Here is a 22727-nt window from a genome sequence, read left to right as displayed (position 1 = left end):
CCGTCTACTTTTTATAGAGACGGATTTTTTCATGTTGGTATAAGATAAAACTTCTTATTAAATCATGTGCTTCAGGACTTTTGTCATTTAACGCTTAGGAAACCCTCTATTCAAAGGAGTAAGATAACTATGTCAGATGTTCTCAATCATGAGAAAGCACTTGTTGTTTTTAGTGGCGGGCAAGATAGTACCACTTGTTTATTTTACGCAAAACAGCATTTTAAAGAGGTAGAGCTCGTTACTTTTGAATATGGACAACGTCACGCTCAAGAAATTGAAGTAGCGAAAGCAATAGCTAAAGAACAAGGTTTAAAACACCATATTTTAGACATGAACCTATTATCTCAACTCACTCCCAATGCATTGACATCAACAGAAATGGAAATAGAGAACAGTCATCATGTCCCAAACACGTTCGTCCCCGCTCGCAACCTATTATTTTTATCATTTGCTGGTGCATTAGCATATCAAATTGAGGCAAAACATATTATTACCGGTGTGTGTGAAACAGACTTTTCTGGTTATCCTGATTGTCGTGATCAGTTTATCAAATCTATGAACGTCACAATGAGTTTAGCAATGGATCGAGATTTTGTTATTCATACACCACTGATGTGGCTCAATAAAAAAGAAACATGGGCATTAAGCGATCAACTCGGTGTGCTTGACTACATACGTTACCAAACTTTAACATGCTATAACGGCATTATGGCAGAGGGCTGCGGCACATGCCCCGCATGTAAACTTCGTCAACGTGGCTTAGAACAATACCTTAAAGAAAAGGAAGAGATTTCATTATGATGCAACAAATTTATCCGAGTGTCGATCACGATTATTGCTTTGAGCTGAATAAAGATTTTAACTTTTCTGCTGCCCACTTCATTCCTGATCCACAAGCTGGAAAGTGTACCCGCACACACGGTCATACTTACTTTGTCAATTTAACAATAGTGGGGGATACGCTAGACGCAACTGGTTTCCTTATTAACTTTAGTCATTTAAAATCACTCATACACGAGCAGTTTGATCATTATTTACTCAATGATCTGCCCTATTTCGAAGAGAAAGTCCCATCTACGGAAGTTGTGGCGCAAACCATTTACGATATTGTTGACGAGCATTTAACAGGCTTACCTCATGCACCACGTTGTTTACAAGTCTTTTTACGTGAAACACCATCAAGCTATGTGGTTTATCGTCCCAAACACAAGAAGGAGCAACGCTAATGACTTCTAAAATACCCGTTCTCGAGATTTTTGGACCTACTATTCAAGGTGAAGGTCAAGTTATTGGACGCAAAACCATGTTTGTACGTACAGCTGGTTGCGATTTCCGTTGTAGCTGGTGTGATTCGAAGTTTACATGGGATGGTTCAATGCGCGATGATATTGAACTGTTAACCGCTGAGGAAATATGGATACGCCTGCAATCTTTAGGAGAGCATTGCTTTGATCATGTCACCATCTCTGGTGGTAATCCAGCATTGATTCGAGGTTTACAAGACTTTGTGAATTTATGCGAACAAAAACATATCTCCCTTGCACTTGAAACACAGGGGTCGAAGTTTCAACCTTGGATGCGTCAAATTGATAATCTGACACTTTCTCCTAAACCACCAAGTTCTCATATGACACAAGATTTAGATGTCTTAGACGATGTCATCGCACAGTGCGTTCAAGAATCATTAAGTTTAAAAGTTGTCATATTTGATGATTTGGATATACACTTTGCCGAAACGATCCATCAACGTTATCCCCATATTCCATTCTACTTACAAGTCGGCAACCCTTTTTTGGAAGACCAAGTTGAAAATCATACGCAACGTCTTCTCAATCGCTATGAGTGGCTCGTACATCAAGTGATGTCCAATCACAAACTGAATCGTGTTCACGTTTTACCACAGTTACATACATTGTTGTGGAGCAATCTTAAAGGTGTCTAGTATTAGGCACCTTTTTACAATGCGTTACGTATACTAACTTTTTATATGCTATCTTGTGCTTTCATTGCTATAATAGAATGATGAAACATCAATAGTTAGGAGAAAACAATGGCTCTTTTTGTCATCTTAAATATTATAGTCGTTATCACTGTACTATCCGTTGATTTATATCGACATCAGTACGCTGCTATACGTTTTAGTAGCGTGTTGCTCACCCTTACTATAAATGGCTGGATCAACCTTATTTTACTTAGTAAACTCTCATTTATTTCTATTTTCACTTTATTAATGTATTGTATATGGACAGGTTTACAATATTATTTGGACCATTATTTTTATCATTTTGAAGTACGACAACAAAAATTCCTGATCATTATTCTCACAATAATGTTAAGCATTGCACTCGTTGTATGCTTCCAAACATCTGATCAGTCCTATTATATGTCTGTCCCTTATCTTGGTCCTGCTGCTTTTGCATTGGGTGCTATCCTATTATTTTCAAGTACTTTTCAATCTGTACGATATCAGCGTAGCCTCCAACGCTTTAAAATTAAAAACCCTTTATGGATCGGGACATTATTGATTATACTAGCACTAATATTAATGGTGGTTCTAACGCCATTCTGGTATTTATTTCTACTTCTCTATGGGGCCTTTATTACGATTTTATATTTTGAAAAATTATTTATTTTAAAATAGCATGATTAAAAATTTTAAAACGTGGTATAACTGTATCAGTAAACATATATTTAAATACAAAGGAGGCTATTATAATGGGCTTTATTGTCATGTTAATAGTAGGCGGACTCATTGGTTGGGCTGCTGGTGCAATTTTAGGTAAAGATATCCCAGGTGGTATCGTAGGTAACATAATCGCTGGTTTACTCGGTTCATGGGTCGGCGGTTTACTTCTAGGTGATTGGGGACCATCATTTGGTGGCGTTTATGTTTTCCCAGCACTTATCGGTTCTATTATCTTTATCGCTGTTGTTTCACTCATCTTAGGTAAATTACGCGGTAAATAAAAACACATAGAGGCTGGAACATAAGGTTTCAGTTTCATAAGAGAAACACCACAAAAATCCTTTAAATTGGATTTTGTGGTGTTTTTCATTTGTACTCTGTTAAAAATTAACACTTACCTTGCTAATTTTCTTATGTTTAGTACCATAAGGGCAATTCCAATCTCACATTCGACTTTAGATTGGGTACGTACAGATAATCTTTTGAAACCCAAATTAGCCTTCAGATTTCCAAAAGCTGATTCAACATCTATTTTATGTTTTTTGTAGATGTCATTCACTTTGGGGTCTGAAAGCAATTTTTTAGGAGATTTTACAAAAGACAACAATATACATATAATAAAGATATACAAAGATATACTACAGAAGAGGTGATTACGATGCCAATTATTAACATAAGAAAACTTAGAAAAATTGGTAATAGTAAAGTACTAACAATACCAGATGAAGTTTTAAAGACTTTAGATATTCATGAGGGACAAAAAATTGCATTTAATATTGAGAATGGCCAAGTGGTATTAGAAGCGGTTAAAACAGATAATAAGGAACTAGATATTTTAAGTATGGCAGAGCAAGTTAGTAATCAATATGATAAGGCTTTAAAAGAGTTAGTGAATAGATAGCAACAGCATGAATGATTAAAGTTATTGGAGGGTAACATATGCGATATTTAAAGGAAAAAGACATCATAACACTCAATGTATATGTTATTAATAAATACAGCCCTAATGAGCAAATAGGGGTAAAAGAACCAATAGCTTTAAATATGTTAGTTAATGCACCTAAACAATATGTGTTTGGCGAAGAATTGTATCCTACTATAGAACTGAAAGCATCTAACTTATTTAGGAACTTAATACAACAGCATGTATTTTATAATGGTAATAAAAGAACAGCTCTAATGGCGTTAGTTGTTTTCCTTAAGATAAATGGCTATCAGTTTAGAGCTGGTAATGAAGAAGCGGTTGACTATATAGTTAAAATTGCTACTGATGATTTACAGGAAGCGGATATAGAGAAATGGATTAAGGAGAGGATACAATATATTTGCTCATAAACGTCATAGTGTTTTCCTTGTTAATACTCTTGATGCACAAAGTGACTAGTACTTTTTATTTCAACTCTATACTTCCTAAATAATCTTCAATCCAATTCGATGCTGCAACAGAATCTAAGAGTTTGTAGTTTTTAATAGGATCATATTTAAAAGAACCCTTGCCTCTTCAATAATTCCTTCTATAGTGATATCTGCTATATCAATTCTCAAATGATTACGCTTGACATTATACCTAACTTGAACTTCTTTATAACTAAAAGTTCCATATCCATCTTTTACGTAACCACAATCTAATATTTCATCAAACATATCGAATAAATTGTACGCCCCATAACCAGTCTGTGTTTTTTGTTATAAAGATCTTCATAACTATATCTTGCATAACCTAAGGTATAAGTACTTAACAGTTTAAGTATAAACCGATTTGTAGTAATGCCTCCTACATGATATACATCATTCGTATCGTTTTGTTTGTGGTTATTCATTATTATACGTGATGACTTTATTTTTCTGAAATAATATAAAGAGAATCGATTAAGTAAAAATGATTTTACCTAATCGATTCTCTTTTTTGGCTAGAAATTATATCCCAGCCCCTTTCTATGTTTAAATATACCTTTTTATTGTGTATGAAAGTGAGTCTTTGATTGTTCGGGTACTAATACTTCATGATGAGGGGGGTCAATGTTGGCAGCCTGTACAATATATTTCGGTCGCTGTTTTACTTCATAATAAATTCGCCCAATATATTCGCCAACTATACCAATCGAAATCAATTGAATACCACCAAGCAACAGAATGGCTGCAATCATAGAAAAATACCCTGGAACTGCAATGCCGTGCATGAGTGTGTTAATCAGTAAATAAATCAAGTAAACGACACTCAAACCGAAAATAGAAACACCTAGATAAATCATCGTACGTAACGGCTTATTATTAAACGAAATCAATCCATCAATGGCATAGTTCAATAAATTTCTAAAAGACCATTTTGATTCCCCTAGTTCGCGTTCTACGTTATCATAACTTATAATTTTTGTATGATAGCCAATCCATGCAAATAAACCTTTAGAAAAACGGTTGTATTCCTTCATATTGACGAGTGCATGCACAGCGCGTTGACTTAATAAGCGAAAGTCACCAATACCGTCCACCAACTCAATATCTTCTATGCAATAATTGACCATCTTATAGTATAGACGTGTCATCCATTTTCGCGTTACCGTTTCACCATCACGGTTTCTCTTAGCAACAACTTGATCGTACCCTTCCATATAAGCACGAATCATATCTGGAATCAGCATTGGGGGATGCTGCAAATCGGCATCAATCATAATAACAGCATCACAATCAACACTATGTTCAAATCCTGCAATCATCGCCGACTCTTTACCAAAATTGCGACTAAATGAAATAAATTTTACTTTTGAGGAATGTGCTGCAGCATTTTGCAACAAATCAATTGTAGCATCTTTACTACCATCATCAATAAACAGTAAATCATACGTGTAACCTTGTCGTTGCGCATCAATTTCTAACACTTCTTGTAGTTTATCAATCGTTTGTTGCAACACTTCTGTCTCGTTATAGCAAGGTACAATCACTCTGACTTTCACTTTCGTACACCTACTTCTTTCTTATATTTTACTTTATGACTATTAAAACCATGTCTATTTGGCTATATCATGCGCTCTTACTATCAATATTAAAATCCAAGACGATCATGCTACCTGACACTTTAGACTCGGAATGCATAAAACCTTTAATATCAAAAAATATAGCACTATAATCACAACACGCTTTACACTAAAAAACATTATCGTTTAGACTTTTATAATTTAATGGTTGTATTTATGTATACCCACTTTATGACTATTTTATTGTATTGTTTCTCCTCTTTTCTTACACCATTATAACTTTTATCGTTTCAAATCAGAAAACAAACATCCTTCCATCATCTTAGCAATATAAAATACTTCGTCATCCATACTTTTGGTCTATTTTCGGACTGAATGGAAAACACTACCCTATCACTTGAATGTGGTGGATAAATAATTAAATGTACCTCTTCTTATTTTTATCATAGTCTCATAACATAGAAGTAGCTGGTTATGTCTAAGTGTACATCATGATATGTTATGTGCTTTACCACCGTTTCTCTATTAATCATTTTCCTGCAGACCTATTCAAACTAACAAACCTTTTTAAATTAAATTATTTCGAAAAGTTTCTGAATTTCCCACTTTGCCTTATTTTACAAGATATTTTGTGATAGAAACATTGATCCCTTCTGGTCTAAATATAGGTAACAATATAATAGGTCGTTTAGGCTATAACCCTGTTTAATTAAATAAGGGATATATTATTATGTTTATGAATCTAATCATCATTATTCAATGAACAGACTAAATACTACAACGTAACCACTTACGATAAATAAATGCACTGATGAAACCTAAAATTGTCATCACAAGATATAAACGCCAATACGGTAATTCATAATGAATCACAACAGTTTTCTCACCTCGATTAACTGGAATAACTGTCTGTAAACCGTTCCCTTTTTTCACAGTTCTTGCTTTACCGTCTACTTCCGCTTTTAAACCATCGCGATACGGCATTGGCATAACAAGGTATGTATCTTTCTTCGGATTCATTTCTACACGGACGTCTTGTTTTGTTTTCGTAACTTTCACTGGAACTAGGTCATCTTTCGCTTTTTCTAATGTGGAATAGTCTTCACCATAGATACCTTTAATCTTTACACGATATGTACCTTTTTTTAGTTTCAATTGCATTACATCTTTAGCAGCAACACGAATTGTAATAGGAGTCACAAAGCGTTTATATCTATAGCTAGGCTCTCTACGCATTTGATGAAAACTATCTAGCTTCACATAATGTTGACTATCAGGATACAATAACTCTATATCCATTTCTACATAGTAATCTTTATATTGGCTTAACAAATTCTTAGGCATTAAAATGTCTAAACCACCCATGTTTTTTGACACTGTTAATTGATGCCCTTTTTGTTTTGCATCACGAGGGGTAATTTTAGCAGACTTTATAAGGTTATGGTTAGCTTCAAAAGATGTATTTCCTGTGACACCATCTAGCACAACACCTTGTAAAAAGGCATGTTCACGATCTAATGGAGATTTTAAATCTTTTGCATTATAAACTTTGGACGTCAAATGTGCAGCAGGATAATCTATGTAATTATGACTGTGTGACCATATAGTATCTTTATCTTTAATGGTATCTTCAACTGTCATACCATAAGGAATTGTTGTATCTGTCCTTTTTTTAATACGATCCGTTACTCCCCATAATGCATACATATTGGCACGATTTCCTAACATACGATACGTACTATTACTTTCATACTCCATATTTATTTGCATTTGTTTATCATAATAATCTAAAATCGCACCGTCAAAAATGCTAGAATAAAGTGCAACACCATTATAATGGTAGATCATACTCGAATTAAGTGAATAGTGTCCCATAAAATCAATGCGTTCCAAGGGCGATTGTCTTTGAGTTATTTCATTAATTTTCTCTTGAAGCACCTGGCTATAATACTTTGGACTATAGAACATATCCATATCCGATTCATATTGCGTTACATAGTTCGTACGATAATTTAGTAGCATCACAAATTGTTGGATTATAAACAACCCTACAATCACATAGATTCCCTTTTTTGATATATTTCTTTGGCGATATAAATAATATACAATAATACATAAAATCAACATACTTGCGATCATCCACCACATGTGTCCCATAGATAACATTATTGTCGCAATTGCTAATGGAATAAGTGGCATGAGCGATATTAAGTAATCACGCATGGTTAATTCTGTAATATGTTTCAACCATAAGGACACCAAAACACTTGTTGATAAAGCTAACAAATATGACCACCGTCTGACCGGAAAAGAAAAGCCATTAAATATTGTATCGATATATGGTGTCAAACTACCTAACAATAAAATCCATGTAAAAATAGCGAATAAACGATAGTAATAGTGACGATATAATTTAAACGAAAAAGTTGCAACTAAAGCAATAAATGTAATCGTAATAAAAAAGCCGCTAGAAAAAATATGATAATTTGGATTAAAGTTAATCAATTTTGGTACGTGATAATGACTAAGTTGGCGATCATTATTAAAAAATGACTGCACACCTGTTAAAAAACCAAACGAAGCAATACATAAACTTATCAAAACAGCTGGGCATAACAGCCATAGCTTTTTCCAACGTGAAACCATATCTTCCGGGTGTGTGTCAATCATGCGATAAATCAAATAAATTATTAATGCAATAGCTTCATAGTAACTGAGATAAAAATTAGAAAATAATGTTAGAGCAATTGCAACGATAAACAGACCAATCTTACGCGTTTTGAAGAAACGCTCCATTCCCCAAATAGAGAGTGGCAAATAAATCAATACATCCCCATAAAAAGACCACGCAAGATTATAATAATACACAACCGTTGATGTGCTATACAGCATTGCACCAACAAAACGATATGGATTCACAATTCGAAACATTTTAAACATACCATATGTGACTATAAACATAAGCACACATTTAAAATATGCAGTCACAATTTGAATAGGCGGCCAAAATTCAATTGTTGATGGGTCTGCTACGCCCAACACTTGAAAAAATTTGATACCCAAAAAAGTCATATACATAAGTGGAGAAGTCGTATAATAATAAGATAGATCTGTGAAATAATCTCCACCTAAACCAAAAGAACTATCATAAAATGACGACAGAGCTGTCATCCGTTCATATAAAAATAATTGGAATGGCATCATTTGTTTGAATCCATCAACGTTTCCACTATAAACAATGCCATGTGCAACGTATCGATAAAGGACAGGTGAATATACAATTGCACCAACACAAAGAGCCATCATAACTACTTTTAACCATTTAAACTGCAGAAAATCTTTTTTCAATAGTATCCACTCTTTCAATATTTATTTAAAACACTATATTACTAAATAACTTTATTTTAATATTCTTGTAATAAAATAAGCCGTCGATCTTCCTGTCGTGGATAGATCGATAATTAAAATAACCTGATTTTATTTCTATTATACTTTCATATACGTAGAAATAGTTGAATTTATCTAAACGTACAATTATGATGGATTATACTCTTATTAAATACATCATTTCACAGTACTTGGAGACATACAACATTCGTTCATAACATCAACTTCAGAACGCACTTGTGTCAGTTTGTCTTGAATGGCCAGCTTCACACGATTCATAATAAAACAGTTTGCTTCCACAATATTTGTAGAAGCTGTAAAGGTGCTTTGACAGTACTGACACTTATAACGTTGTTTTGCTAGATTAAAATAAACATAGGCTTCTTGAGACTTTAACAACATTAAACGAGATATACGCTTACCATGTTTATGAATGTGACTCTCATTCTTATGCCCACATTTTTCACAACACTGAGGTATATATGAAAGTATGCCGTAAATGACTGTGGAAAGCTGTCCTCGTACTTCAACATCATCTTGAACATCTACCACCTGTATATTTTTGTCTTTTATTTTAAGTAATTTTAATATATCATTACACATAGGCGCATCATGTCTCCTTTAATTTGGGTTTAAGGCACTTAAAATTATAGAGACATATGCGCTTTTTGTATACCAAAAAAGGTGAGACAGCATATGCCATCCCACCACAAAAGGTGAAGCATCTATTAAAGGTAGTGTTTCATTATATAAACTATTCAAATCACTTTTTACTCTTCATCTTGTGCTTCTTCATCTACACTTCGCGGACGTTCTGCATTATATTCATAACGTAATAAGACATGAATGATTTGATGATTTTCAATTTCTGAAATGACCCAGCGATCAAAAATAGTATCTACATAGTCATCATGCTCTAAATTGGTGTTTTGTGCTTGTAACCAACCACCAATGGTATCTATATCCTCTGAATCTTCAAATTCAATACCAAACTGATCTTCAAGGTCACTTAAAAGCACACGACCATTAATTTGATATGTCTTATCATCCAATTGTACAATATCATTGACTTCATCATCATCAAACTCGTCTCGTATCTCGCCAACGATCTCTTCCAATATATCTTCCATCGTTAAAATCCCAGCTGTTCCACCATATTCATCAATAATCAAGCTGATATGCACATGTTCACGTTGCATACGGACTAAAGCGTCACTGATTCGTGTTGTTTCAGAAATCATCGGTAACTCGTGAATATAATGACTCACTTTAATCGGCACACCCGATGCATATTCAGTTAAAAATTCTTTCACATTAATAAATCCTTTAATATGGTCCTTGTCACCATCTTCAGTAATTGGATAACGCGTAAATTGATGTTCCTTTACTGTTTCTAACAATTCATCGACATTAAACGGTTCATTAAGTGTAATCATCTGTGTACGTGGCACCATAATATCTTTTGCATGTCGCTCATCAAACGAAAAAATATTTTGCATATATGCTAACTCTGTTTGATTGATTTCGCCACCATGATAACTATTATTCATAATAATTTTAAGTTCTTCTTCTGACATCGCTTCATTTGTCACATCTGGATCTACACCAAATGTGCGAATAATGAGTCGCGCTGAACCGTTCATCAACCAAATTAAAGGTTTCATGACAAAACCAAAATAATATAGTGGTCGTGCATATAATAAAGCGATACGCTCAGTATATTGAATTGCTAAAGTTTTAGGGGCTAACTCCCCAATAACAACATGGATATAAGTTACAATAATAAATGCTGTCACAATAGAAATAGTTGTTACGAGCGGGTCTGGTATATTCAATAGTTCAATCACAGGATGTAGTATTCGCTCAAATAATGGTTCACCTAACCACCCTAATCCTAATGATGTTACCGTAATTCCTAATTGACAGGCAGATAAGTAATAATCTAAGTTGGAAATCATCTTTTTCACAACACGTGCATTGCCGTTCCCTTCTGCAATCAACTGCTCAATACGCGTTGCACGTACCTTTACAAGCGCAAATTCAGACCCTACAAAGACGGTTGTTAGCGCAATTAATGTAAAAAATATAAGTAAATAAATAATGGTCGTACTATCCAATTAGTTCCCTATTAAATAGGGATTCACCTCCGTTAATTTTGCATCGCTCAATAGAAAGCGATAACATGATATTTATATGCCAAACATGCATTGACTGTTCAGATCCAAATACTAAATCCTTCCCATTGAGCTACCTCCAGACATAAAAATAATAATTTTATCATACCATAACTCATTTCAAAATCATACATAGGAGTATATCTGCTATAAGAAAAGATATTCGAAGTAGTACTCCATAAAATGAGACTTGTTTTCTTTACCCATTTATCTCACTTAATAGACAGCATAAATAAAAAGACTGGCCACTTTTGTGACACAGTCCTTCTATCCATTAAATTGTTGGTGTTTGTTTTGGTTTTTGTTTGAGTAATCCATACATTACTGCACCGATAAGTGCACCTATTACAATAGCTATAATTGTATAAAGTGAGTGACCAAAATCTGTACCGAAGATGACTACAAGTCCACCGTGAGGAGCTTGAATTTGAGAACCGAATAACAATGCAAGTCCACCTGCAATACCAGAGCCCACCATCATTGATGGTATAACACGCAATGGGTCTGCCGCAGCAAATGGAATGGCACCCTCTGTAATAAAGCTTGCACCCATTACAAAGTTAGGAATAATTGAACCGCGTTGCTCTTTTGTAAACTTCGCTCTAAAAATAATCATTGCAAAGGCTAAAGCGATTGGCGGAACCATACCCCCTACCATTGCTGCTGTAATTGGAGCAGGGTTACCAGCTGTTAAAGCCGCCGTACTAAATACATAAGCCGCTTTGTTAAATGGTCCACCCATATCAATCGCCATCATTGCACCAATTACAATACCGAGAATGACGATGTTTGTACCTGACAAACTATCCAATCCTGAAATCAATGCATTATTCAACCATGATGCGGGTGTATTAAAGATATAAATCATCGCTAAACCTGTAATTGTTACAGAAACAATTGGATAGATTAATGTCGGTTTTAACCCTTCTAACATTTGTGGGAAGTTTTTCGTTAATGACTTGATGCCCTGTGTTAAATAACCTGCTAAGAAACCTGCAATAATCCCACCGATAAAGCCTGAATCACCTGAAACTGCGAGCATACCACCCACAAGACCTGCTGCAAAGCCCGGCTTATCTGCAATACTACGTGCAATGTAACCTGCTAAAATCGGAACAATTAATGCAAAGGCACTTTTGTTACCAATCTGCCATAACGTATCTGCAAATGCATTATAATGACTGCTGTTCGGATCCATAGCGTCTGGGTGAATCATAAAGACAATTGCCATCAGAATACCACCTGCAATAACAAGCGGTAGCATATTAGAAACACCGTTCATTAAATGTTTATAGATTGTTTTACCTACACTTAACTTCTCTTCATTACCTTCAGAAGTTGTTGTACCTTGCTCCGCTACAAATGGCTTACGACTTTTATCCAAAGCCGTTTGTATCAATGCTTCTGGTCGTTTAATACCATCTGCTACCGGCACTTGTACTACGTTTTTACCATTAAAGCGATTCGTTTCGACATGCACATCTGCAGCGACAATAATACCATCTGCTTTTTCAATATCCTCTTCCGTCAAATGATTTTTAATACCGCCCGCGCCATTTGTTTCAACTTTTATTTGAACGCCCATTTGCTCTGCTTGTTTTTTCAATGCATCGCGTGCCATAAATGTGTGTGCAATTCCTGTTGGGCATGCTGTGACTGCTAATACATAAGGTTGTGTTGTATCCACATCTGCTGCATGATTTGTTACATTTTCTTCATCTTCAACCTCATCATCTGCCTTATTGATAATTGCTAAAACTTCTTCAGGCGTCGTTGCATGAAGTAAAGCTTCACGCACTTGATCATCCATTAAAATCCCTGATAGTTTAGCAAGGGCATCCAAATGTGTCTGTGCACCTGCTTCTGGTGCTGCAATCATAAAGAATAGATGTGCGGGTTGCATATCTAAGCTATTGTAATCAAGACCCGCTTTAGATTTACCAAATGCAATAGCAGGGGTATCTACCGCACCTACTTTGGCATGAGGGATCGCAATACCCTCTCCAATACCTGTCGAACTTTGACTTTCCCTGTTGTGTATTGCTGCCACAAAATCATCTAAATTGTTAAGTTTCCCGGCATGGTTGAGTTGATGTGCAAGTTCTAATATCGCCTCATCTTTTGTTGTTGCTTCCAAATCCATTGCTACTGTTGCTTTTGTAAGTAATTCTGTAATTCTCATATTACCCCTCCTTATATAGTGGTGTGATTTCTATTTTTTTAAATAAGTCATCAATCATCTTGCGCTGTGCTAAATCATCATTAAATGCTGTCGCTGACCCTGAGGCGATCGCCCATTTTAATACTTCTTGCTGAGCTAAACATTTTGTAAAGCCCGCTACCATGCCTGCTACGGTACTATCACCTGCACCTACTGTATTCACGACTTTACCACTTGGTGCAAGGACTTTATAGGCTTGTGTTCTATCTAAGTAAATAGCACCTTCTCCCCCAAGTGATACTAAAACAGTTTGTGCACCTTGTTCTAAAAGTTTATGACCATACATTAATACCTCTTCATCAGTAGTTATCGTCGTGCCAAACATTTCTTCTAGTTCTACTTTATTCGGCTTAATGAGACGTGGTCGATAAGGTAAAATCCCTTCGATTAAGGATTTTTCTGCATCTACTACCAATTGTGCTCCAGTACGTTGAACAATTTCAGCGATATCTTTATAAATTGTATTTGGCAAACTACTCGGTACGCTACCAGCGACAACAACAATATCTTCTGATGTCGTTTGACGAAGTTTTTCAAATAACTCTGAAATATGTTCTTTTGTAATTTGAGGTCCTGCTGCATTAATTTCAGTTTCTTTATCACTCTTCAATTTAACATTAATACGTGTATCTTCCTTCACGTGCGTAAAGTCCGTTTTAATACCCGCCTTTGTTAATGTTTCTTCGATAAACTGTCCGGGAAATCCACCCACAAAACCTAACGCAGTAGATGGTACATCTAATGTTTTTAATACACGTGAAACATTAATACCTTTACCCCCTGCAAACTTTGCAGTATCTACTGTACGATTAAGCGCTCCCGATGTAAAACCTTCCACAAACATAATATAATCAATCGATGGATTCAACGTTACTGTATATATCATATTTAGCCTCCTAAAATTTCAAGATGTTTTTCCCCTTTTAATGACTGGTTCTGCAAATGACCTTGTGCGGATGTAATAATAATGGGTAACTCAGATGTTTTTATAGTAGCAAAATGAACCTGTCCAAATTTAGAATGATCTGCCAAAACATAAGCTTGTTGGCTTTGCTGTATCGCCACTTCCTTCATCATCGCTTCACGTTCATCTGGTGTCGTCAGCCCCGATGTTTCATCAATACCGTTAATACCTAAAAAAGCTTTGTCAAAGCAATAATTCTTCAAAAACTTAACTGCTCTCGTACCTACGACCGCCATTGTATTTGGCTTCATTTCTCCACCAATAATATATGTGTGAATGCCTTGTTTCAAAAGTGCTTCAACATGAGATAAACCATTTGTCACAACAGTAATACCTGTGGCTGTTATAAACGGTATCATCTCCAATGTTGTTGATCCCGCGTCTAAATACAAGTCATCTCCATCGTTAATCAGCTGTGCTGCTTGTTTGGCAATTTCAATCTTTTCTTCGATATGTTGTGTACGTTTAGTGGATAGCTCAGGCTCTAACGATAAAGACACTAACTTTGCACCACCATGTACACGTGTCAAAAGACCTTCTTCTTGCAGTTTTGTTAAATCTCGTCGAATCGTTGATGCACTCGAACCTGTATAAGCCATTAGCTGTTGTAACTTTAAAAAATTATGTTGTTCCAAAGCCTCAATAATAAGTGCATGGCGTTTGTCTGTTAACACCTGACCACCTCAATTCTCTTACATTATAATGTATTCGTTTTCATTTATCAATCATATACAGTCATTTTCAATCAAAAACATTCATCAAAGACATAAAAAAGACACATAACAATCTCATTCGATCATTATGTATCTATAACTTCTATTCATATATGGCAATAGATTTCACTTCTGCGTTGACTACCTCTATTAATGCTTGCGGAGCTAAACCCATTTGAACGCCACGTTGACCTGCACTCACAAACATTTGATCAAACTGCTCTACACTGGCATCTATGACTGTTGGAAATTGTGTTTTCATACCTATGGGTGAACAACCTCCTCGTATGTAGCCTGTTATTTTTTTCAAATCTTCTAAGGGCATTAAATGTAATTTCTTCTCTCCTACACTTGCCGCTGCAGCTTTCATATCGAGGTGTGCTGATACAGGTACGACAAACACAAAATGTTCTCTTTGTGCATTCTCAAGCACTAATGTTTTATAGACTTGTTTCTCGGAAACATCTATACGTTTTGCCACTTCTAAGCCTTCAATATGTTCATCATCTACTTCAAATGTTCTCGTTTCATACATTATTTTTGCACGGTCCAATATTCTCATTGCATTTGTCTTTTTCATTTTCTTCATTGCTGTTCCCTCCCAAAAGACATCATCGCTTGAGCGACACATTCATCTGAGTGTTGAGTATCGAGACACATAAATCTCTGAATGATTTCTTCATGATTTATAGCTGTTGCTGCTTGAATAGCATGTGCAATATTTTTAGCATCCGGTTGAACGTGTTGAATCGATTTTAATGCTGTCACATCAAAATAAAATCCTATTTCTTGACCGTATGTTATTACATCTTCATCCAAAATGAAAATTGGACGATTTAAATGTGCATAATCAAACATAGCTGATGAATAATCTGTCATTAAAATATCAGCTAACAAATATAATTCTTGAATATCGACAAGTTCATTCATAAAACAATGTACACGTGGATGCATTGTTTTATAATACTGACGCAAATGGCCTTCGTTAGGATGTAGCTTGATGAGTATTTCGTAATGTATCGGCAATGCTTCTAATAATGCTTTCAAATCTAGTTTTGATACAGACTGGCGTTCCGTTTTACGCCACGTCGGACAAAATAAAATGTATCGCTTACTTTCATCTTTAGTCAATAAATATTTCTCTTGTACCTTTTGACGCTCTATTGAATCATCTCTATGCTGTATTAAGTAACTATTGCGTGGTGCGCCATATGGCATTATATGAAGTGATGGATGATCAGACAATCCAAAGGCAGATGTTACATATTCCTCATATTGTTTAGATGATATTAATAGCGCGTCCCATTGCAGCATTTTAGGTCTAAACTGAGCAGATTGATATATCCGTTCTTTAGCGTTCATCAAATCATTTACCATTCGCTTCAACGGAAAACCGTGCCATGTTTGAATAACTTCTTGCCCCTCTTGTTTTTTTAAGCGATTCCAAAGATTACCGTTAATAATAATATAACGACACTGTTCAAAAGCTTTAATATAAGCGTTAGAGGCAAAACGAACCGGTATCATACCATACGAACGAATTTCCATATCTACTAATGTACTCACAGAACTCACATAAATTTGTAGTTCTGGTGATATACGTTTCAATGCTAATGCAATATATTTAGGATCTCCGGAAAAGTTTTTACCATGAAACGACTCTATAAATATACATTTTTCCTGTATATTATGAGAATGCCGTCTACGTCGAACGGCTGCATTAGCAAGTCGTACACCTCGGATTAATTGTTGACCTTGCTTTGAGTTTTCTAACTTTTGTTTTACGCGCGTTGGTAACATTCGTTGTGTTTTGCCAATCAAACGTTGGCCTAAAGCTTTCCAATATTGCTGTTTAGCTGTGATTTGAGGTGGCTTGATATGAACTGTTTGTGTGTGGTGTATGCGAGACATCCGTTTAACGCTATCAACAAGCTTATCTGCATAAGCTGTGCTTGCAAATTGGGCAGTATACACTTCCTCATCTGCTAAACGCTGAGCTTGAGTGTATGGTGTAGCTAATACAGTCATTAATACATCATAATCTAAACTTAAATCTTTAGAAATAAAATGTACTGCCTGATAAGCACTATAAATATTTCGGAGTACATCATCATGCCCCGGATAAACCATCACCTGATAACCTGCAGCAATAGATTCTAAAATAGAAAAGCCGAGTGTTTCATATGGTGATGTTGAAAGATATATCACTTCACTTGGTATCGCTTCATTGATGTGCACATATTCGGCTATATCATAATATTCAATCAGTTGTTTATAGTCCGTCAACGAAGGTCCATAACCTTGTAAATAAAGGTGTATATCTTGTTGACCTCGTGTATGAATCGTATAGTACATCAATTTCAATGCATAAGATATCTCTTTAATCTCATCTTCAAACCTTGCTTTAATCAATAAGTTTTTAGTGTTGGTACTTGGTGCTTTTTTCCACTTAATATGATCCGTATTCACATACATCGGAAAAACATATGGATAATCATAACGTTGCGCAAACTGCTTGGCGATTTCCTGTGTACTCACACGTACTGCATCCATTGCTTCCAATGCTAAATCCATATCTTCTTTGACATAAGCAAGTGGACCATGTATTTCTCCTAATATCATTGTATTTGGCGCATAAATCTTCACTTCTCGTGCTAAACTAAACAAGCTTTCTCTCGTTAAAATAAGCAAATCTGCATTCATTAAAGATTGACGCCCATGAAATGAAACAAAGTGAACAGCATGAATAGAGTGGCCGACTTGTTTTTTTAATACTTTCAAATGCTTATTTTGAAAGCCAACAAAATTAACATATGTCACTTCATGACCTGCTTTGGACAGTGTCGATATAAGATTCAAATTACTTTGTGAGGTGCCACCTTTTTGAAAAATATTGTATCCCAGCACTTTAATACGCATGATATCCTCTCTCCTCTTAACTCACTTCTCACCATTATAACATGAGCATGCAGCAACCCTATTCATCAACAAATCATGTATGTTTAAAAGATCTTGTTAATAAAAAATGGTAGTAGATGATTAATGAAAAACACACTTATTGTCAAAGTGGTTGTCTCACATCATCTCTAACCATCTCAAGTCATATTTCATTCATTATTGTGCAACTTTTTTTCTCAACATCTTTTCAATCATAATCACGCCACAGCCTACTATCATAAAGACAATAGACATCAGCAATGGATACTCAATATTAACATCATATAAACCACCTGCAATTAACGGTCCAATAAAGTTCCCCATACTTGTAAAAGTAGAGTTAAGCCCTCCTGCAAATCCTTGCCTGTTACCTGCAATATTAGAAAAATAATTCGTCAATGCTGGGCGAATCAAATCAAATCCGATAAAGACAATGAAACAAATCAACATAACATGCCAATACGTTTGTGCAAAAATGAGAAGCCCCAAAATTATTGCAGAATAAATTAAAGCGTACGTAATGAATGTCAGTTCGCTTAAATAACGCATCATCTTATCGAACAAAAACACTTGGAATATCGCTCCAAAAATACCACCACCTGTGATCGCTATCGAAATATCTGCAGGTTGAAAATCCATCTTATCTGCAGTATAAAGTGGGAATAGTGTTTCAAAAGCCGACAAACCAAATGCTAAAATCAATGTTAGAATAGCTGGAGTTATAAACTTTTTGACTTGTATTTTTTCTAACTCAGCTGTTTCAAAATGCTGAAATCCTTGTAATGTTTCTTGTTTAGGGGGTTGAACAAGCAGCACTGTTCCTACAAACGCCATCACGCCCAGTCCACCTGCAAAAAAGAATGGCATACGATGTGAAATCTCCGCAAGAAAACCGCCTGCCCCCGGTCCCAGTATAAATCCTGCTGAAATAATCGCCGACATATAACCAAAGTTACGTGCTTTATCCTGCATAGGTGAAAGGTCTGCAATCAACCCTGTTACACCCGGCATAACCATTCCTGCACTGAAGCCACCTAATACACGAGATACAAGAAGCCATGAAAAAACATGACTCGCAGCAAATAAAAACTCTGATATGCTAAAGAGTATGAGTCCTATACATATGATTAATTTTTTCCCTAACTTATCAGCTAAAGCGCCTCCAAAAGGTGAAATAATCATTTGTGCCAAAGCAAATGCTGCCACTAATATCCCTAAATCTGCACCTGTTAACCCAAGATCCTTTAGATAAACGGGTAAAACAGGAATAACAAGTCCAATCCCTAAGAATATAAGGAAAATATTCATGTATAATACGACAAACTGTTTATTCATATATACCTCCTTTATTATTGTTTGCAAAATATCCATTCAGTATATATTAGCAAGCGTATATGATAAAGTCATTGATTATGCATATTAAAAATATCATAACAATATTATATTGTTATCCTATGTCTATTCTTCATATACCACTTTATGTTTTAATAGTAATTGTACACATTTCCAAATTAGAAAGGTGAGATTTTTATATGAATCATTCACAGCCTAAAACAGCATGGCGTGACTTATGGGCTTTCTTTATTTACTTTACGGGTCAAGCCGTGATTATCCCTATACTTACACTATTAGCTATTGGTACAAACGATGTTCTCCCTGTACCTATTGCCATTATTATCGGATCACTTCTTGTATCATTAGGCGTCATTAGCTTTTTAATCTGGTCACATCGCCATAATGTTCGCACATACTTGGTGCAATGTTTCAGCAATTTGCGTCATTATATTAAATTGATTATCTTTACATACATCTGCTATATTATTGCAAATGCAGTTTTTATGCTTACTATAAGTCATCTTCCTAAAAAATGGCAATTTGAAGAGACGGGTAACCAAGAAGCACTAAAAATGTTTTTCGAAAATCCACAATGGTTACCGCTCGTTTTTATTAGTATTGTTATCGTCACACCTATTACTGAAGAGTTACTCTTTCGCTACGTTATCGTCGGTGAATTAGGGAAAAAATTCGGCATCGGTATAATGGGGATTATCTCTATTGCTACTTTTGCCTCTCTACATATGCAAGCTTCACAAACAATACTCGAAATCATACCGTACATTTTAATGGGGGCTATGTTTGTGATGACTTATATTAAAAGTAATTGCAACATTGTTGTTTCTATTACAACACATATGTTCAATAACTTCATCGCTTTTGTTGCCATTACGATGCAAACATTATAATACTGTATCGAAAACGGGATTAAGACCTATGATACCGTCTTAAATCCCGTTACTCTGTTACTTAATATACATTTAAAATTGCTGTTTCAATGCTGCTTTTACTTTTTCCACCGAAGCAGCTGATTGTTCTAACTGTACGCTTTCATCATCATTAAGCTCTAACTCTACAATACGTTCTACACCATTTGCACCTAAAATTGTCGGGACGCCGATATACAAATCATTTAATCCAAACTCACCTTGACAATATGCAATTACGGGTAATAACCGTTTTTGATCAAATAAAATCGCTTCTATCATTTCATAAATTGCCGCAGAGGGTGCATAATAAGCAGAACCGTCCCCCAATAACTTAACAATCTCTGCACCACCACTACGTGTACGTGCAATAATGGCATCAATTTTTTCCTGTGACAACAGTTCCGTTAATGGCACGCCATTCACTTGACTATGACGAATTAATGGTACCATTGTATCACCGTGTCCTCCTAGTACAAGTCCTGTCACATCATTGACTGCAACATTTAGAGCCTCAGCAACAAATGTACTAAAACGTGCAGTATCTAATACACCTGATTGCCCAATAACACGAGTACTTGGGAAGCCTGAAGCTTTATACACTGTATATGTCATCGCATCAACTGGATTAGTGAGTACAATAATCGTACAGTTCGGCGAATAGCGAACGACCTGCTCCGTTACTTCTATCATGACTTGCTCATTGATTTGCACCAAATCATCTCTACTCATTCCCGGTTGACGTGGAACACCCGCAGTCATAACGACAATATCAGAGTTTTGGGTATCTGCGTAATCCACAGTAGATGAAATATGTGTGTCAAATCCTAAAATAGGACCACTCTCCAATATATCTAACGCCTTGCCTTTCATAGGCTGCTCATTCTTTTCGCGATCTACAAGCATAACATCTGCAATCCCTCGTGTCGCTATAATAAACGCTAATGTTGAACCCGTATGCCCTGAACCAATAATAGATATTTTTTTACGTTTCATCATTCAATCCCCCTACTTGTTATTCACTTTTATTATAACATTGCAAGATGAGAATTTAACCCAAAAATGTAAGCGCTTACCAAATTAAAAAGGAGCTATCTCAGAATCAGATCCTTTAATCATTAAATCTTCCTCCTATAACTCCTGATAGATTAAACTTATTTCGTTTTCTATTAATGATGTTCGAGCAGCATATTTACAAAAAAGGCAAAAGCTGCAACCATACAGCCAGTCAGAAATAATAAGTATAATGTTTCTTTGCCATACTTGAATAAAAAAGCGACAAACATTGCAATGACATGATAAACCATAAAAACACCAAACAATGTCACAAACCAAATTGTTTTTGGTGACACAATAACAACGGCTGCTACAATAAAAGCAAAGATGAGATACGGCAAAATAATTACATAAAGTTTAAAACGATTGCGTTGTTGATATTCTGTTTCTGTCATATGAACCTCCTCATTTCATCGATATCATTTGTTAAGGAATATCATATCCTTGAGCAGCTGTGTAAATATCAAACCACTCTTGTTCACACAACTGTATTGTCAAGCCCTCAAGCGCTGCATCAATACGATCTAAACGTTGCGTCCCTAATATAGGCATAATCATTGCAGGATGTTTAATCAGCCATGCAATAACAATGGCTTCAACTGAAGCTTCATGCTGTGCTGCTACACGTTGTAAAACCGGATAAACGCGCTGTGTAATTGCATCATTGAGGTCAAATAAACGTCCTCCAGCAAAAGGTCCCCATGCCATAATTTTGACATTATCTTTATACATATCATCAAGTGTACCATCATGAAAAGCTTGTAACATATATGGTGATATTTCAATTTGGTTAACAGCAATATGAAAACGGTCATCTTTTAAACAGTCATTTAATAATTCGTATTGTGACCTTCTAAAGTTAGACACACCAAATGAACGTACTTTACCTTCATCAACTAAAGACTTTAATGCATCTGTAATTTGACACGGTTTCATCAGTGGAGATGGACGATGGATCAGTAGACTATCGATATAATCTACCTGTAATTCTTGTAGTGATCGCTCAACTGAACGTTTAATATGTGCTTCACTCAAATCATAACGATGACCTTTTTGATTTGGATAAATTTCATTTGGCTGTACGATACCACACTTCGTCACAATCTGAATTTGCTCCCGTAACCGTGGAGATAGTGCTAACGCTTTACCAAATAAGCCTTCCACCTTGTATTTATCGTAGATATCGGCATGATCCATTGTTGTAATGCCCCGCTCAACTAATTCATTGAGAAAACGGTTCATTTCTTGAGTAGTCATTTGCCAAGTATGTGCACGAAAAAAGCCATGAATCAATTGAGAATATGATACATGCTGATTAATTTTAATTTTTTCCAATAGTCTCACCTCAAAGCATCT

The 22727-nt window shown here is 35.5% G+C and carries 22 protein-coding genes; 8 read left to right on the top strand and 14 right to left on the bottom strand.

Annotation, left to right across the window (positions count from 1 at the left end; translation table 11 throughout):
- Positions 1-129 precede the first annotated feature (129 nt).
- From queC to FGL66_RS01600, 5 genes are all read left to right on the top strand, one after another.
- A complete protein-coding gene (queC, locus tag FGL66_RS01620; RefSeq protein WP_180809882.1) occupies positions 130-801 on the top strand; it encodes a 7-cyano-7-deazaguanine synthase QueC in 672 nt (223 codons plus the stop codon).
- Positions 801-1226: a 6-carboxytetrahydropterin synthase QueD gene (gene queD / locus FGL66_RS01615; protein ID WP_180810446.1), complete on the top strand. Its 426-nt coding sequence runs from the start codon at positions 801-803 to the stop codon at positions 1224-1226. Before queC ends, queD begins: the two co-directional genes overlap by 1 nt.
- Positions 1226-1942, top strand: coding sequence for a 7-carboxy-7-deazaguanine synthase QueE (queE, locus tag FGL66_RS01610; protein ID WP_180809881.1), 717 nt, complete (start codon positions 1226-1228; stop codon positions 1940-1942). Before queD ends, queE begins: the two co-directional genes overlap by 1 nt.
- A gap of 108 nt (positions 1943-2050) precedes the next feature.
- Positions 2051-2641, top strand: a complete 591-nt coding sequence (locus FGL66_RS01605; RefSeq protein ID WP_180809880.1) for a hypothetical protein — start codon at positions 2051-2053, stop codon at positions 2639-2641.
- Between the two features lie 71 nt (positions 2642-2712).
- Positions 2713-2967 (top strand): GlsB/YeaQ/YmgE family stress response membrane protein, encoded by a 255-nt coding sequence (locus tag FGL66_RS01600; protein WP_258007313.1) that lies wholly within the window; start codon positions 2713-2715, stop codon positions 2965-2967.
- Between the two features lie 113 nt (positions 2968-3080).
- Here the strand turns inward: FGL66_RS01600 and FGL66_RS01595 are convergent, their stop codons facing one another.
- Complete coding sequence (locus FGL66_RS01595; RefSeq protein WP_500862568.1) at positions 3081-3386, bottom strand: transposase; 306 nt, start codon at positions 3384-3386, stop codon at positions 3081-3083.
- Here FGL66_RS01595 and FGL66_RS01590 point away from each other — a divergent pair.
- Both FGL66_RS01590 and FGL66_RS01585 read left to right on the top strand, forming a co-directional pair.
- On the top strand, positions 3345-3587 hold the full coding sequence (locus tag FGL66_RS01590) for an AbrB/MazE/SpoVT family DNA-binding domain-containing protein (RefSeq protein ID WP_180809877.1): 243 nt from the start codon (positions 3345-3347) through the stop codon (positions 3585-3587). The two genes, FGL66_RS01595 and FGL66_RS01590, sit on opposite strands and share 42 nt — an antisense overlap.
- A gap of 38 nt (positions 3588-3625) precedes the next feature.
- Positions 3626-4021 (top strand): type II toxin-antitoxin system death-on-curing family toxin, encoded by a 396-nt coding sequence (locus tag FGL66_RS01585; protein ID WP_180809876.1) that lies wholly within the window; start codon positions 3626-3628, stop codon positions 4019-4021.
- 620 nt (positions 4022-4641) lie between these two features.
- Here the strand turns inward: FGL66_RS01585 and FGL66_RS01580 are convergent.
- The 10 genes from FGL66_RS01580 to norA all read right to left on the bottom strand — a co-directional run bounded on the left by FGL66_RS01580 (position 4642) and on the right by norA (position 19389).
- Positions 4642-5637 (bottom strand): glycosyltransferase family 2 protein, encoded by a 996-nt coding sequence (locus FGL66_RS01580; protein ID WP_180809875.1) that lies wholly within the window; start codon positions 5635-5637, stop codon positions 4642-4644.
- Positions 5638-6426: 789 nt separating this feature from the next.
- A complete protein-coding gene (locus FGL66_RS01575) occupies positions 6427-9006 on the bottom strand; it encodes a YfhO family protein (protein WP_258007294.1) in 2580 nt (859 codons plus the stop codon).
- Between the two features lie 216 nt (positions 9007-9222).
- Positions 9223-9648, bottom strand: a complete 426-nt coding sequence (locus FGL66_RS01570; protein WP_180809874.1) for a transposase family protein — start codon at positions 9646-9648, stop codon at positions 9223-9225.
- A gap of 167 nt (positions 9649-9815) precedes the next feature.
- The gene (locus FGL66_RS01565; RefSeq protein ID WP_180809873.1) at positions 9816-11162 is read right to left on the bottom strand and encodes a hemolysin family protein; all 1347 of its coding nucleotides are present in this window, start codon (positions 11160-11162) and stop codon (positions 9816-9818) included.
- 331 nt (positions 11163-11493) lie between these two features.
- Positions 11494-13401: a PTS fructose transporter subunit IIABC gene (locus tag FGL66_RS01560; protein WP_180809872.1), complete on the bottom strand. Its 1908-nt coding sequence runs from the start codon at positions 13399-13401 to the stop codon at positions 11494-11496.
- A gap of 1 nt (position 13402) precedes the next feature.
- A complete protein-coding gene (gene pfkB, locus FGL66_RS01555) occupies positions 13403-14326 on the bottom strand; it encodes a 1-phosphofructokinase (RefSeq protein ID WP_180809871.1) in 924 nt (307 codons plus the stop codon).
- Between the two features lie 2 nt (positions 14327-14328).
- Positions 14329-15078, bottom strand: coding sequence for a DeoR/GlpR family DNA-binding transcription regulator (locus tag FGL66_RS01550; RefSeq protein ID WP_180809870.1), 750 nt, complete (start codon positions 15076-15078; stop codon positions 14329-14331).
- A gap of 142 nt (positions 15079-15220) precedes the next feature.
- Positions 15221-15706 carry a Cys-tRNA(Pro) deacylase gene (gene ybaK, locus FGL66_RS01545; protein WP_180809869.1) on the bottom strand — a complete coding sequence of 162 codons (486 nt, stop codon included), beginning with the start codon at positions 15704-15706 and terminating at the stop codon, positions 15221-15223.
- Positions 15703-18036 (bottom strand): CDP-glycerol glycerophosphotransferase family protein, encoded by a 2334-nt coding sequence (locus tag FGL66_RS01540; protein ID WP_180809868.1) that lies wholly within the window; start codon positions 18034-18036, stop codon positions 15703-15705. Before FGL66_RS01540 ends, ybaK begins: the two co-directional genes overlap by 4 nt.
- A gap of 195 nt (positions 18037-18231) precedes the next feature.
- A complete protein-coding gene (gene norA / locus FGL66_RS01535; RefSeq protein ID WP_180809867.1) occupies positions 18232-19389 on the bottom strand; it encodes a multidrug efflux MFS transporter NorA in 1158 nt (385 codons plus the stop codon).
- 197 nt (positions 19390-19586) lie between these two features.
- Here norA and FGL66_RS01530 point away from each other — a divergent pair, with 197 nt between their 5' ends.
- Complete coding sequence (locus FGL66_RS01530; protein WP_180809866.1) at positions 19587-20297, top strand: CPBP family intramembrane glutamic endopeptidase; 711 nt, start codon at positions 19587-19589, stop codon at positions 20295-20297.
- A 72-nt stretch (positions 20298-20369) separates the two neighbouring features.
- Here FGL66_RS01530 and mdh read toward each other — a convergent pair whose 3' ends face one another.
- The 3 genes from mdh to FGL66_RS01515 all read right to left on the bottom strand — a co-directional run bounded on the left by mdh (position 20370) and on the right by FGL66_RS01515 (position 22706).
- Positions 20370-21311: a malate dehydrogenase gene (mdh, locus tag FGL66_RS01525; protein ID WP_180809865.1), complete on the bottom strand. Its 942-nt coding sequence runs from the start codon at positions 21309-21311 to the stop codon at positions 20370-20372.
- 173 nt (positions 21312-21484) lie between these two features.
- Positions 21485-21766: a hypothetical protein gene (locus FGL66_RS01520; protein WP_180809864.1), complete on the bottom strand. Its 282-nt coding sequence runs from the start codon at positions 21764-21766 to the stop codon at positions 21485-21487.
- 31 nt (positions 21767-21797) lie between these two features.
- A complete protein-coding gene (locus FGL66_RS01515; RefSeq protein WP_180809863.1) occupies positions 21798-22706 on the bottom strand; it encodes an aldo/keto reductase in 909 nt (302 codons plus the stop codon).
- Positions 22707-22727 lie beyond the last annotated feature (21 nt).

This window comes from Staphylococcus sp. 17KM0847 (genome assembly GCF_013463155.1).
In the GTDB taxonomy this organism is placed as follows: Bacteria; Bacillota; Bacilli; order Staphylococcales; family Staphylococcaceae; genus Staphylococcus.
Note: the sequence above shows the minus strand (reverse complement) of the source record. Positions and strands in the feature narration are given on the sequence as shown.

What these genes read in the sequence shown, in the direction of transcription:
- ybaK (WP_180809869.1), bottom strand. Translation starts at nt 15,706, where the DNA reads ATGAAGAAAATGAAAAAGACAAATGCAATGAGAATATTGGACCGTGCA.
- mdh (WP_180809865.1), bottom strand. Translation starts at nt 21,311, where the DNA reads ATGAAACGTAAAAAAATATCTATTATTGGTTCAGGGCATACGGGTTCA.
- FGL66_RS01585 (WP_180809876.1), top strand. Translation starts at nt 3,626, where the DNA reads ATGCGATATTTAAAGGAAAAAGACATCATAACACTCAATGTATATGTT.
- FGL66_RS01540 (WP_180809868.1), bottom strand. Translation starts at nt 18,036, where the DNA reads ATGCGTATTAAAGTGCTGGGATACAATATTTTTCAAAAAGGTGGCACC.
- FGL66_RS01560 (WP_180809872.1), bottom strand. Translation starts at nt 13,401, where the DNA reads ATGAGAATTACAGAATTACTTACAAAAGCAACAGTAGCAATGGATTTG.
- queD (WP_180810446.1), top strand. Translation starts at nt 801, where the DNA reads ATGCAACAAATTTATCCGAGTGTCGATCACGATTATTGCTTTGAGCTG.
- FGL66_RS01590 (WP_180809877.1), top strand. Translation starts at nt 3,345, where the DNA reads ATGCCAATTATTAACATAAGAAAACTTAGAAAAATTGGTAATAGTAAA.
- FGL66_RS01570 (WP_180809874.1), bottom strand. Translation starts at nt 9,648, where the DNA reads ATGTGTAATGATATATTAAAATTACTTAAAATAAAAGACAAAAATATA.
- norA (WP_180809867.1), bottom strand. Translation starts at nt 19,389, where the DNA reads ATGAATAAACAGTTTGTCGTATTATACATGAATATTTTCCTTATATTC.
- pfkB (WP_180809871.1), bottom strand. Translation starts at nt 14,326, where the DNA reads ATGATATATACAGTAACGTTGAATCCATCGATTGATTATATTATGTTT.
- queE (WP_180809881.1), top strand. Translation starts at nt 1,226, where the DNA reads ATGACTTCTAAAATACCCGTTCTCGAGATTTTTGGACCTACTATTCAA.
- queC (WP_180809882.1), top strand. Translation starts at nt 130, where the DNA reads ATGTCAGATGTTCTCAATCATGAGAAAGCACTTGTTGTTTTTAGTGGC.
- FGL66_RS01605 (WP_180809880.1), top strand. Translation starts at nt 2,051, where the DNA reads ATGGCTCTTTTTGTCATCTTAAATATTATAGTCGTTATCACTGTACTA.
- FGL66_RS01520 (WP_180809864.1), bottom strand. Translation starts at nt 21,766, where the DNA reads ATGACAGAAACAGAATATCAACAACGCAATCGTTTTAAACTTTATGTA.
- FGL66_RS01530 (WP_180809866.1), top strand. Translation starts at nt 19,587, where the DNA reads ATGAATCATTCACAGCCTAAAACAGCATGGCGTGACTTATGGGCTTTC.